The organism is Lysinibacillus sp. FSL L8-0126 (genome assembly GCF_038630385.1).
Taxonomy (GTDB): Bacteria; Bacillota; Bacilli; order Bacillales_A; family Planococcaceae; genus Lysinibacillus; species Lysinibacillus fusiformis_D.
In genome coordinates this window covers 3,845,099-3,858,429 of the sequence record NZ_CP152028.1, presented here as the reverse complement: position 1 = coordinate 3,858,429, position 13,331 = coordinate 3,845,099, and the positions used below count along the sequence as shown (strand labels likewise).

12 protein-coding genes and 3 riboswitches are annotated in these 13,331 nt (G+C 38.4%); all 12 genes read left to right on the top strand.

What is annotated here, in order from left to right:
• Positions 1 to 25: 25 nt before the first annotated feature.
• Positions 26 to 221: riboswitch (cobalamin riboswitch) on the top strand.
• A gap of 192 nt (positions 222 to 413) precedes the next feature.
• The 12 genes from mmgD to nrdF all read left to right on the top strand — a co-directional run bounded on the left by mmgD (position 414) and on the right by nrdF (position 13,327).
• Positions 414 to 1,535, top strand: coding sequence for a citrate synthase (gene mmgD / locus MHI34_RS18640; RefSeq protein WP_036126326.1), 1,122 nt, complete (start codon positions 414 to 416; stop codon positions 1,533 to 1,535).
• 98 nt (positions 1,536 to 1,633) lie between these two features.
• Entirely contained in the window at positions 1,634 to 3,067 is a 1,434-nt protein-coding gene (prpD, locus tag MHI34_RS18635; RefSeq protein ID WP_342503780.1) for a 2-methylcitrate dehydratase, read from the top strand.
• Between the two features lie 174 nt (positions 3,068 to 3,241).
• Positions 3,242 to 4,156 carry a methylisocitrate lyase gene (gene prpB / locus MHI34_RS18630; protein WP_036126321.1) on the top strand — a complete coding sequence of 305 codons (915 nt, stop codon included), beginning with the start codon at positions 3,242 to 3,244 and terminating at the stop codon, positions 4,154 to 4,156.
• Between the two features lie 44 nt (positions 4,157 to 4,200).
• Positions 4,201 to 5,868, top strand: a complete 1,668-nt coding sequence (locus MHI34_RS18625) for an acyl-CoA dehydrogenase family protein (protein WP_342503779.1) — start codon at positions 4,201 to 4,203, stop codon at positions 5,866 to 5,868.
• Positions 5,869 to 5,884: 16 nt separating this feature from the next.
• Positions 5,885 to 6,670, top strand: coding sequence for an enoyl-CoA hydratase-related protein (locus MHI34_RS18620; RefSeq protein WP_342503778.1), 786 nt, complete (start codon positions 5,885 to 5,887; stop codon positions 6,668 to 6,670).
• Between the two features lie 14 nt (positions 6,671 to 6,684).
• Positions 6,685 to 7,749: an enoyl-CoA hydratase/isomerase family protein gene (locus tag MHI34_RS18615; RefSeq protein WP_342503777.1), complete on the top strand. Its 1,065-nt coding sequence runs from the start codon at positions 6,685 to 6,687 to the stop codon at positions 7,747 to 7,749.
• A gap of 135 nt (positions 7,750 to 7,884) precedes the next feature.
• Positions 7,885 to 8,073, top strand: a riboswitch (cobalamin riboswitch).
• A 199-nt stretch (positions 8,074 to 8,272) separates the two neighbouring features.
• A complete protein-coding gene (locus MHI34_RS18610) occupies positions 8,273 to 8,473 on the top strand; it encodes a hypothetical protein (protein ID WP_036126310.1) in 201 nt (66 codons plus the stop codon).
• On the top strand, positions 8,460 to 9,125 hold the full coding sequence (locus tag MHI34_RS18605; protein ID WP_342503776.1) for a hypothetical protein: 666 nt from the start codon (positions 8,460 to 8,462) through the stop codon (positions 9,123 to 9,125). Before MHI34_RS18610 ends, MHI34_RS18605 begins: the two co-directional genes overlap by 14 nt.
• Before the next feature lie 283 nt (positions 9,126 to 9,408).
• Positions 9,409 to 9,587: riboswitch (cobalamin riboswitch) on the top strand.
• Between the two features lie 113 nt (positions 9,588 to 9,700).
• A complete protein-coding gene (locus tag MHI34_RS18600) occupies positions 9,701 to 9,925 on the top strand; it encodes a glutaredoxin (protein ID WP_271913469.1) in 225 nt (74 codons plus the stop codon).
• Positions 9,922 to 10,281 carry a class Ib ribonucleoside-diphosphate reductase assembly flavoprotein NrdI gene (gene nrdI, locus MHI34_RS18595; protein WP_141904342.1) on the top strand — a complete coding sequence of 120 codons (360 nt, stop codon included), beginning with the start codon at positions 9,922 to 9,924 and terminating at the stop codon, positions 10,279 to 10,281. The genes MHI34_RS18600 and nrdI overlap by 4 nt, the downstream gene beginning before the upstream one ends.
• Complete coding sequence (gene nrdE, locus MHI34_RS18590; protein WP_340811127.1) at positions 10,278 to 12,371, top strand: class 1b ribonucleoside-diphosphate reductase subunit alpha; 2,094 nt, start codon at positions 10,278 to 10,280, stop codon at positions 12,369 to 12,371. Before nrdI ends, nrdE begins: the two co-directional genes overlap by 4 nt.
• Complete coding sequence (gene nrdF / locus MHI34_RS18585) at positions 12,359 to 13,327, top strand: class 1b ribonucleoside-diphosphate reductase subunit beta (RefSeq protein WP_036126298.1); 969 nt, start codon at positions 12,359 to 12,361, stop codon at positions 13,325 to 13,327. The genes nrdE and nrdF overlap by 13 nt, the downstream gene beginning before the upstream one ends.
• Positions 13,328 to 13,331 lie beyond the last annotated feature (4 nt).

Genomic DNA, 13,331 nt, shown 5'->3' with positions numbered 1-13,331 from the left:
TATGTTAAGGTAAATAGACAAATTGAATATGCTAAATTTTGGTGGTTCAAATGGAGTCCATTCCATTTGATTAAAAGGGAAGTTGGTGAGAGTCCAACACTGTCCCGCAACTGTATTTAGGAGCTCGATAACAAGGCCACTGTTTTGTTTGTCAAAATGGGAAGGTGTTATTGAAGTGTTGATTATAAGTCAGGAGACCTGCCACAAAATAAGCATCAATTGACCTACGAGGATAGGGAGGTGTTAGCTACTGCATGATTTTTGTGAATTCCTGTAAATTCACTGTTATTTGGTCTGTCATGCTTTTGTAGATTAACAACTTCTAAAAAGGGGTAGAAGTTGTTTTTTTGTTGTTCTTTCGTGTTGGAATGGTAACGCTTACAAGAATAATTAAACAAAGGGGCTGTCATTGAATGGAGTTAACTTATTCACCAGGTCTTGATGGGGTCATTGCTGCTGAAACAAAATTATCTTTTTTAGACACTGTAGGAAGTCAAATTGTTATTCGAGGCTACGACTTGATTGAATTATCACAAAGATATTCGTATTTAGACATTGTCTACTTGCTACTGCATGGCGAAATTCCTACTGCCGAGCAACAGGCTGACTTACAGGACAAATTAAAAGCACATTATCAGGTTCCGCAAGAGATCTTCCAAATCTTCAAGCTCTTGCCTAATGAAACACATGCGATGGATGGACTGAGAACTGGAATTTCTGTTTTAGCAGGCTTTGATCAGCACATCAATGATCGTTCTACTGAAATGAACTTGACGCGAGCTTATAGACTTTTAGGCGGTATGCCTAACATCGTAGCCAATAGCTATCGTGTCTTAAACGGACAAGATGTTGTGGAGCCAGATAGTCAGCTTTCCTATAGCGCCAATTTTTATTACATGATTACTGGTAGAAAACCAACGGCGTTAGAAGAAGAAATTTTTGATCAGTCTCTCGTTTTATATAGTGAGCATGAGATGCCAAATTCAACGTTTACGGCTCGTGTTATTGCCTCTACACAATCTGATTTGTACGGTGCTTTAACTGGAGCTGTCGCATCATTGAAAGGAAATTTACATGGAGGGGCCAACGAGGCAGTCATGTACATGCTTCTAGAAGCCAAAACAGTAGCAGGCTTTGAAGCCTTGCTGAAAAATAAACTGCAAAATAAAGAAAAGATTATGGGCTTTGGTCACCGTGTTTATATGAAAAAGATGGACCCAAGAGCACAAATTATGAAAGAGGCTTTGCATAAATTATGTTTGGCACAAGGGGATGATCGCTTATATCACATGTGTGAAGCTGGTGAGAAGGTGATGGCACAAGAAAAGAGCTTGTACCCAAATTTAGATTATTATGCAGCACCAGTATACTACATGCTTGGCTTGCCAATTGAAATCTATACACCTATCTTTTTTGGCTCACGAACGATTGGCTTATGTGCTCACGTCATTGAGCAGCATGACAATAACCGATTATTTAGACCTCGTGTCCATTATATTGGCGAGCGTCATAACCTTGAAGAATTGTCGGTATAATCAAGTTTTAACAACTCGCCATAGAGCTGATGGGCATTCTGACCAATGCCTATCAGCATACTAGTATATCAAATTCATGCCTTGAAAGGAAGATATAGATGATTAAAACAAATGACATATCTAAGACAGATCAATTACTTACAGATATTGCGGATTACGTAGTAAATACAACTATTACAAGTGAAGAAGCATACGAAACGGCACGCTATGTATTATTAGATACATTAGGGTGTGGCATTTTGGCCTTACAATATCCTGAATGCACGAAACTTCTTGGCCCAGTAGTACCAGGCACAGTCGTTCCCAATGGTACACGTGTTCCTGGAACTTCTTATGTTCTTGATCCTGTAAAAGGTGCCTTTAATATCGGTTGTATGATTCGTTGGCTGGATTACAACGACACTTGGCTTGCGGCTGAATGGGGACACCCTTCCGATAATTTAGGGGGCATATTAGCTGTGGCTGATTATTTGAGTCGCGTGTCTGTTGCTGAAGGGAAAGAGCCACTTAAAATGAAAGACGTATTAGAAATGATGATACAGGCCCATGAAATACAAGGTATTCTCGCATTAGAAAATAGCTTAAATCGTGTTGGGTTAGACCATGTACTGTTTGTCAAAATTGCGACAACAGCTGTTGTGACAAAGGCATTAGGTGGCACTCATCAGGAAATTGTCAACGCCTTATCAAATGCTTGGATTGATAATTCGAGCCTACGAACATATCGCCATGCACCGAATACGGGTTCTAGAAAATCATGGGCTGCTGGTGATGCAACAAGCAGGGCAGTACACTTAGCCATGATGGCTGTGAAAGGCGAAATGGGCTATGCAACGGCCTTATCTGCACCTGGCTGGGGCTTCCAAGATGTTCTCTTTAATAAGCAAGAATTAAAGCTTGCTAGACCACTAGCATCTTATGTGATGGAAAATGTTCTATTTAAAGTTTCTTATCCAGCTGAATTCCATGCACAAACAGCTGCCGAATGTGCCGTTCATTTACACAATGAAGTGAAAAATCGTTTACAGGACATTGAACGCATTCAAATTACGACCCATGAATCCGCTATACGAATTATCGATAAGGAAGGACCTCTTAATAACCCAGCTGATCGTGATCACTGTCTTCAATACATTACAGCAATAGGGCTTATCTATGGCGATATTACAGCAGACCACTATGAAGATGAAGTGGCTGCAGATCCACGTATCGATAATTTAAGAAATAAAATGGTGGTTGTGGAAAAACCCCAATATACAATTGATTACCTAGATCCTGAGAAACGTTCGATTGCCAATGCTGTTCAAGTTTATTACAAAGATGGCACATCATCTGAGCTTATTGAATGTGAATATCCTTTAGGACACCGTTTCCGTCGTGAGGAAGCATTCCCTCAAATCATCGATAAGTTCCAGCAAAACATTAGCACCCATTATTCTCAAAAACAATACAGCAAGATTAATGAAGTTTGTGCTGATCAAGCACTTCTTGAAAATAGTGCTGTTCATGAATTTGTTAATTTATTTGTTTAACTTCTTTCAGGAAATTAAAGCCTCTGGCGAATGTCACGAATCGGGAAGGAGTTAATAAAGGATGTTAGCCTAAAATCCTCCCATCCTTGCGATAACGGCTAACTGACCTGCATCACAGCCACTTTCGGACGTAAATATGCCGAGGCATCATTGATTATTAGGAGGTTTTTATAGATGGCGTGGATTGTAAATGAAGCAATAGCACAAAAACAATTGGCTGAACAATTTCGAACACTCATTACTCGTTCAACGATTTTACAAATCCCAGGAGCTCATGATGCAATGGCTGGCTTAATGGCTAAAAAAGTTGGCTTTGAGGCATTATATCTTTCTGGCGCTGCCTACACTGCCAGTAGAGGCTTACCTGATTTAGGCATGATTTATTCAAATGAAGTTGCACAGCGTGCGAGCGAAATTATTCGTGCGACTAATTTACCGCTGCTAGTGGATATCGATACTGGCTTTGGTGGTGTCTTAAATGTTGCCCGCACAGCTCGTGAAATGGTAGAGGCTGGAGTAGCTGCTGTACAGCTAGAGGATCAAAATCTTCCCAAAAAATGTGGTCATTTGAATGGGAAAACACTCGTTGCTCAAGAGGAAATGATACAAAAAATAAAAATGATTAAACAAATAGCTCCTACGTTAGTAATTGTTGCCCGCACAGATGCAAGGTCTGTAGAAGGTTTAGAGCAGGCTATTTTAAGAGCTAAAGCTTATGTGGCAGCTGGGGCAGATGCCATTTTTCCAGAGGCTCTCCAAACAGAAAAGGAATTTAAACATTTTGCTAGTGAGCTAGATGCTCCGTTATTAGCCAATATGACTGAATTTGGACAAACACCGTATTATACGGCTAAGGAATTTGAAAAGATGGGCTATTCGATGGTTATATATCCCGTTACATCGATGAGAGTAGCAGCCAAAGCCTATGAGCAAGTGTTTGGCTTAATAAAAAAGACAGGGACTCAAAAAGAAGCTATTGAGGATATGCAAACAAGAAGTGAATTATATGAAACCATTTCCTATTACAAATTTGAAGATTTAGATAGTGAACTGGCGAAAACCATCTTACCTAAAGAGGAAATAAAGTAGGAGAAAAGTTTACTTTTCTCCTCTTTCTTTCAAGGAGGACTAGCATGGATACATTAGAAAACAAAATGACCATTTTTACACCTGAGGACTTTCAGGAGGAGGAAGGGCTCATAGCAAAAACCGCAGAGCTGTTCATCAAACAAGATGTCGCTACTAATATGGCAGCTATTGAGCAGCATCAATATGACATCACTCGGCGGTTATTTCAAAAAGCTGGTGATCTTGGTTTACTAGCCATCGAAATACCCGAGGCCTATGGAGGGCTAGAACTTAATAAAAAAATTTCCGGGTTAGTTGCAGAAAGAATGGGCTATGGCAGCTCATTCAGTGTATCTTACAATATTCACGCAGGAGTCGGCACATTGCCCTATGTCTATTTTGGCGATGCGTCCCAAAAGCTGAAATACCTACCAAAGCTGGCTTCAGGTGAATGGATTGGCGCCTACGCTCTGACGGAGCCAGACGCAGGCTCAGATGCACTACATCCCAAAACAAATGCCATTTTAAACGAGGACGGCTCTGCATGGGTAATAAATGGTGAAAAGCAATGGATTACCAATGCACAGCTAGCAGATCTCTTTGTTGTTTTTGCGAAAACGAGTGAAGGCATGACTGCATTCATTGTAGAACGTACATTTAGCGGTGTATCTATTGGACAAGAAGAGGAGAAAATGGGCATTAAAGGCTCCTCGACTGCTACGCTTATTTTACAGGATGTTGTCGTGCCGAGGGAAAATGTTCTTGGCGAGGTTGGAAAAGGCCATAAAGTAGCGATGAATATATTGAACATGGCACGCTTAAAGCTAGCTTTCTCCAACATCGGCACTTCCAAACAGGCACTTCAGTTAGCTGTAACATATGGTAGGGAACGGAAGCAATTTCACCAGCCAATCGTTCATTTTACCATGATACAGGAAAAACTTGCGGATATGGCGACCTCCATCTATGGGGCGGAAAGTGCTGCATACAGGACAGCAGGAGAAATAGATGATGCGATGGAAGTTACGGATAAAGAGTCAATGGTTCAAAAAATAGCTGATTTCGCTCTGGAATGCGCACTCAATAAAGTCAATTGCTCAGAAGTGCTTGGGGAAATTGTAGATGAAGCTGTACAAATCCATGGTGGCTATGGCTATATGCAAGACTACGAGGTTGAACGCTTATATCGTGACGCTAGAATTAGCCGTATTTTTGAAGGAACAAATGAAATCAACCGTTTAACAATGGCGAAGCTATTATATAAGAAGTATTCACAAGCAACCTCTACCGAAAATGCTCCAGTAGCATATCAACCAGCAGAAAAGAATCAGCAATACATCCGTCTTTCCAAGTACTTAATGCAAATAGCCATCGCTGTCATTGCTGACGCACAGATTCAATTGGAGCAAGAGCAGGAATATATGCGTCTGCTAGCTGATATAGTAAAAGATATTTATGTTATGGAAGCTTCTTTACTGCGGACGGAAAAGAACGCATGTGACAATATGAAGCATTTGATGACAGATATTCTTTGTCAGGAAGGCTATCGTAAAATAGAAAAAAGTACAATCGACATTATTTGTGCTGCTGAAACAAATGAACAAAAGCGAAAAACAAGGCTAGATCATATTCAGCGCTTAAACATCCCACTCCATCAGAATCTCTTTATGAAAAAGCGAGAGATTGCAAGAGGGATCATCAACAATCCAAAATCGATCAGTTCATTATCATAAACAGGAGGGAAAAATCATGGTTGATACATTTGCCAATGTTAGTAAAGAAGGTTCCATCACACTTATTCATTTAAATCATCCACCAGCAAATACGTTGTCATCAGCTTCTATTGAACATCTTCGTGTCATTTTTAAAGAATTAGCTGAGGATGAAGAGACGAGAGCCATCATTGTGACCAGCTCTGGACGATTTTTTGCTGCGGGAGCAGATATAAAGGAATTTGTTGCTGCCTTTGGGCAACAGGATAGAGCATTACAAATGGCTGAAGCAGGCCAAGCGCTATGTGATGAAATTGAAGCCATGAAAAAGCCTGTTATTGCTGCTATTAATGGGCCAGCCCTTGGAGGAGGACTAGAGCTAGCGTTAGGCTGTCATTTCAGGATTGCTTCAAGTAATGCCATTGTTGGTTTACCAGAATTAAAGCTTGGCTTACTGCCGACATTCGGAGGCACTCAACGACTGAGCAGAATAACAACGCAAGCAAAGGCTCTACAATTAATTTTAACAAGCCAGCAATTAAGTGCTGACGAAGCACTACAACTAGGTATTATTCAAGTGGTGACGGAGCCAGATGAGCTTCTGCCAACTGCCAAAGCCCTTGCTCAGTCTTTTGTTGAGGGCAAAAGTATGACAAGTGTATCCCGTACAATTGAATGTATAATTCAAGGTGGGAAGGATCATCTCCAAAAAGGGCTGGAATTAGAACGAACACGCTTTGCTGAGTTATTTTTAACAGCGGATGCTAGAGAAGGCGTTCAAGCATTTATTGACAAAAGACAGCCCAACTTTAAACATTTGTAAGGGAGGAAACTACTATGACAAATGAAGTAATATTTTCCGTCAGTGAGGGTGGCGCAGCAAGCATTACGCTGAATCGTCCTCAAGCTTTAAACTCACTTTCTATAGAAATGCTAAAGCCCATTGGTGAGAAACTAAAGGAATGGCAGGCGAATGATCAAATACACTTGATAATTCTAAGAGGTGCTGGCGAAAAGGGCTTTTGTGCTGGGGGTGATATTAAAACACTCTATAAAGCTCGCTCCAGTCAGGAAGCTTTCCAAAATGCCGAAATCTTTTTTGAGGAAGAATATCACATAGATAGGGCAATCTATCACTACCCAAAGCCTATCATTGCTTGCCTTGATGGCATTGTCATGGGAGGTGGGGTTGGTTTAACGTATGGGGCTAGCCACCGAATTGTGACAGAGCGAACAAAATGGGCTATGCCAGAAATGAATATTGGCTTCTTTCCTGATGTTGGAGCTGCCTATTTTCTAAATAAAGCGCCTGGCTATGTAGGATATTACTTAGCTTTAACAGCTTCGATCATCCAAGCTGCAGATGTTCTCTTTGCTAATGGTGCAGATAGCTATATGACGAGTGATCATTTACAAGCATTCCTCACAGGCATTGAACAAACGGACTGGCATACAGTGGAGACTAGCACAGCTCTAAAGCAATTAATAGAGGACTATTCAAGTACACCAACAGCAAACAGTGAGCTTGCCATCCTTCAAAATGAAATCGATCAACATTTCTCAAAACATACAGTGGAGAAGATAGTCGAATCCTTAGACAATGACCCAAGCAAATTTGCACAAGAAACAAAGCAGTTGCTTCTATCTAAATCTCCATCATCCTTAAAAATTACATTAAAGCAGCTGATAGATGCCCAACATAAAACGGTAGAAGAATGCTTTGCGACTGATTTAATCTTGGCAAAAAACTTTTTAAATCATGAGGATTTCTATGAAGGGGTTAGGTCTGTCGTCATTGATAAGGATCGAAATCCGCGTTATATCTATCAAACATTCGCTGATTTTACAGATGATATACTTGAAAAATTCTTTCAAGATAGGAGTGAAATCGTAAAGAAGTAAGAATAATGACAACTTCGCTCAATAAAGGCTGAAACCATCTACTTGTTAAGAGGTAGGTGGTTTCTTAAGTGTTTTTCTGTAGATTTTCATAGGGTTTTGTCAGAGAAAATTGAATGATATGTTATACTATAAAAAACGGAATAAAAGGATAAAGGTACAAATTCAATAGAATTTGTTTAAAAGGGAAGAACGGTGAAAAACCGTCGCTGTCCCGCAACTGTAATTAGGAGCACATTTTAAAAACCACTGTTATGTAAGTAATGGGAAGGGAAAAATGTGTGATGATCATAAGCCAGGAGACCTGCCTTTATCTAGTACAGCCAAAACCTACGCGGATAGGGGGTGTTGAGTGTGACGAATTACCTTCATCATACTCATAGTGCGACAACCAAAAAAAGAGTCTCTATTCAATATAGACGACTTATTTTATATTGGTTGAAGAACTATGAAGTATGTCAGTCATAGCTAGCATCTTCCCATTAGGGCAAGATGTTTTTTTTATGAATAAATAGGGGTGAACAAGATGACATCACATTCAATTTCATTTTATATAAATCAGTTAAAGCAGCAAATTATGAACAACCTTTCTGGTGAGCATATTAGGCCATTACAGCTTTATATTAGGAAGTTAATAGAAGAAAACCCAAATGATTATACATCTATTAATGATGCCTATTTAACGATCAAGCATGAATTAGTCGAGACATGTCATGATAGTAGATAAAAAATCTGAAGACATAATGGACAACATAGATATGAATCAAAAAGTTTTATATAGAAAATTGGATCATTTTGAAATGGAAAGAGGCTTGGTATTAGAAAGTTTAGACATTTTTCTAAGATGGAATCAACAAACACAATACCTTTCTGAAGACAAGCTTCAAAAGCTTTGGATGAAACTGGTAAGGAAGTATAAATTCTCTCTCGATGAATGGGAAAGAACTGCTGGTCATACAAATATCCATGCTTATCTAGTGAAGGAGCAAGGACATGGGTTACAAAAGTTGATGCGCTTTTACAAAGATCGCCACGGCATAAAATGGTTGGAAAATGCATTTCATTATGGAATGTCATTGCTCATTGAAGTTGGAAAAATGCCTGGATTAGAAATGTTTTTCCTAACAAATTTAATATGTTACAGATGGGAAAAGGATTATTTAGAGGATGCAGATGTTCAACAGTTTTTTTGTCATTCAATAAATGGTAAAGTGAAGGAGGTCTATGAAAGTTTCAGGGCTTTCGATCAAGAACAGAATCTGTTAACCGCAACTACTCTCTATAAACTTTTATCAAAATATAATCCTCATTTTCAAGTGAATTCGGCAGCAACGCCTGAATTTTATAAGGAATTGTCCTTATTTGTCGAAATCGAGTAATCCATACGTTCGACATGTCAAACAGTCTATTATTCTTTAGAATATAGGCTGTTTCTATGTGAAATACGCTAGTATATTTAATGCTCATAGATCCGTAGTAACAAAAAATCTCGTACATAGTTTAGATACACAATGAATTAAGATATAAGTAATAGATGGTGAAATTCCTTCGAAAGTTATAATTGAAAATAATGAATAATCAAAAAATAAAGAAGTTTAGAATCTAGATTTACTTTTTATATGAAGGATGGTACACTTAAAACTATTGAACAACAACTATATATTGTGTTCGTTTTATATAGGTGCTACTATATGTAGTTTAAAAGGGAAGTTCGGTACAATTCCGACGCTGTCCCCGCAACTGTGAAGCTGACAATGATTACAACCACTGTGCATTCGCATGGGAAGGGAATCAGAGGATGAAGCAAAGCCAGGAGACCTGCCTCTATAAAACAATTAATCATTTCTTCGGGGATTAAGAAATGGGAACGTCAGTATTTTTGGTATGGTAACGTTTCCATTTAGCTATCTCTCTAGAGGAGATAGCTTTTTATTATATGAAAAGAGGGATTTCTATGAAACTTTATACGAAAACAATCTGTCCAAAATGCCTTTGGGTAAAATCTGAATTACAACGTGCAGGACTTGATGCAGAAATTGTCAACATTGATCACGATGAACAAGCTAAACAAACAATAATCGATGCAGGTTTTTTAAGTGTGCCTGTTTTAGAAATGAATAATACATTTATAGGAGATGTTAAGGACATAGTTTCTCATATTGAGATGATTGTTCTATGATCGTTTACGCAAGTCGTACAGGAAATGTCCGGAATATTGTTTCCAAATTAAGGGCAGAGTCTGTTGAGCTCTCTGAGGAATTACAATTGAATAAGCCTTATCTTTTAATTACTTATACTGATGGCTTAGGCGATATCCCTGCAAAAGTGGAACGTTTTTTAGAAAAAAACAGAGATTTTTGTAAAGGTGTAGTTGCCAGTGGGAATAGTAACTTTGGGCACAACGTATTTGGGGCTGCTGGCGAGAAAATCGCTGCTACCTATCATGTACCCTTAGTAAGAAAATTAGATTTACGAGGCAATCAAACAGATTATGAAGCCATACAAACGTTTTATGAAACGAGGGTAATAAGATGAAAACCTATTTAAAGCTAAATAATGACGTACTGAATCGTTATAGTTCAACTGGGCTACTTGAATTAGAAAAGGATCGTGAAGCTACACGCCGCTACTTTTTAGAGTATGTCAACGTGCGTTTACGTTACTTTATTGATATTGAAGAAAAAATCCGTTATTTAGTTGATGAGGGCTACTACGAGAAAGCATTTATCGACATGTATGAAATGGAATTTATTAAGAAGTTGTACAAAAAAGCATATGATTATAATTTCCGCTTCCCATCCTTTATGAGTGCAAGTAAATTTTACGATAGCTATGCTATGAAAAGTCGTGATGGAGAAGAGATTTTAGAAAAATATGAGGACCGTATTGTCATTATCGCCTTGTATTTAGCACAAGGGAATACGGTGCTAGCAGAACGTTCTGTCGAAGCAATGATGGAAGCTTATCAGCCTGCTACACCAACAGCATTAAATAGTGGTAAAAAAGCACGTGGTGAATTAGTGAGCTGCTTTAAATTATCGATGGATGATTCCATGAATAGTATTGCTGAAAATATTGGTTATTGCTTAGAGCTATCAAGACTTGGCGGTGGGGTTGGAGTTAACTTAACTGATTTACGCCCTTTAGGTGACCCTATTAAAGAGATTCTAAATCGTGCCAGTGGTGTCATCCCAGTTGCTAAACTGTTAGAAAATTCTTTCAGTTATTCCAATCAACTAGGGCAGCGAAATGGCTCTGGTGTTGTCTATTTAAATATTTTCCATGCAGACATTGAAAATTTCATTTCATCTAAAAAACCGAATGCCGATGATAAAATTCGCCTCGCAACATTATCAACAGGAATAATTATACCAAGTATTTTCTTCGAACTTATGAAACGTGATAAAGATATTGTCTTGTTCAGCCCATATGATATTTTCAAAGAATATGGCAAACGCATGTCTGAGATTTCCATTTCAGATATGTACTATGAGCTACTTGATAACCCTAAAATTCGTAAAATTAAACGTTTGAATGCACGTAGGCTGTATACAGAAGTGAAAAAAGCACAATTTGAATCGGGCTATCCGTTTGAAATTTTTGATGATAATGTCAATGAAGTGCATCCTTTAAAAAACATCGGTCGCGTAAAAATGTCCAATCTATGTACCGAAATCCTGCAAGTTCAAGAAACAAGCATTATTACAGATCAAGATCAACCGAATGACTATGGATTAGATGTATCCTGTAACTTAGGGTCTATTGATATTCATGCAGCAAGTAAGGTCAATGATTTCGAAGCCTTAATCGATACGGCTATGCACCTATTAACAAATGTGTCGCAAATGACGCACATTAAAAATGTACCGTCTGTTGCAAAAGCCAATCAATTAATGCATTCAGTAGGACTTGGTTGTATGAACCTCCACGGCCATCTTGTGACGGAGGGCATTTTATATGGCTCTAAAGAATCGATTGATTTCATGGATCGTTTTATGGAAGCAATGAACTTTTATTCACTCAAATCATCGATGGAAATGGCTAAAGAAAAAGCTGCAACTTTTTATCGATTTGAGGACAGTGATTATGCATCAGGTAGCTACTTTGACCAATATGTCAATAAAATCGACGAAGAACTATCACCCGTTGTGTTAAAAGCACTTGGCAATGTTCCAATCATTACGAAAAACATGTGGGAAACGCTTAAGCAAGATGTGATGCAATATGGTCTATTCCATTCCTATCGTTTGGCTATTGCACCAACTGGCAGTATTTCCTACATACGTAGCTGTACGGCTTCTATTGCGCCATGTACTGAGCGTGTAGAGGTTCGTGATTATGCAGATAGTAGAACGATTTATCCAATGCCTCATTTAACAAATGATAACAGTCATTTATATGTAGAGGCATATGATGTTAATCCGTATGATTTAATTGATTTGTACTCTGCTTCTCAAAAACACGTTGACCAAGGTATTTCCATGACGCTTTATGTAACAGATAATTGGACAACTGAACAATTAGCTAAAGTATACATTTATGCATGGGTAAAGGGCATTAAGTCCGTTTACTATGTTCGTCAACGATTACAAAGCTTAGAGGAGTGTGTAGCATGTCAAATATAATTTATGAGGCGGTCAATTGGAATAAGGCAACGAGTGAACTTGCCCAAATATTTTGGGACCAGCAATGGAAGCAAATTTGGTTTCCTGAGGAAATTGCGGTCAGTAAAGATATCAAACAGTGGAAAAGCTTTGAGCATCAAGACACGTATAAAAAAGTGTTCGCGGGATTAACGTTACTGGATACAGTTCAGACCAATATAGGGATGAATCGTGTGGCCGCTTATACAGACGATTTACAAGAGAAGGCTGTCCTAACCGTTTTTGATGCATTTGAGGCAATCCACGCCAAATCCTATTCTTATATTTTTACAACGCTTTGTACAAACGAAGAAATAGATGAGTTATTTGAATGGGTCAAAAAAAATGAGTTTCTACAATATAAGGCCAATAAAATTGCGGATATTTATAATAGTATCGAAGAAAACGATCCAGAAAGCTTATGGAAAGCGATGTTCTCCTCCGTTATGCTCGAATCTTTCCTTTTCTATTCTGGCTTTTTCTACCCGCTGTACTTAGGAGGACAAGGCTTCCTACGAAACAGTGCTGAAATTATTTCACTTATTTTACGCGACGAATCCATCCATGGTGTCGCAGTTGGATTTTTTGCTCAAAATCTATTCAAGCAATTTTCAAAAGAAAAACAAGAAGAGCTAAATTTATGGGGCTATGAGTTATTATTAGATTTATATCAAAATGAAATGAAATATACGGATGATATTTATGCGGAAACAGGATTATCACCTGAAGTGAGAGCCTATGTACGATATAATGCTAATAAAGCCTTAATGAATGTTGGTTTTGAAGCAATGTTTCCAGAAGAAGAAGTCAATCCGATTGTGATGAACGGTATTCGTAATGAAGGCTCCACATACGATTTCTTTTCACAAAAGGGAGCTACCTATGCTAAAGCAAAAGTAGCGCCAATTACAGATGACACATTTAATTTTAATCGTTAGGATG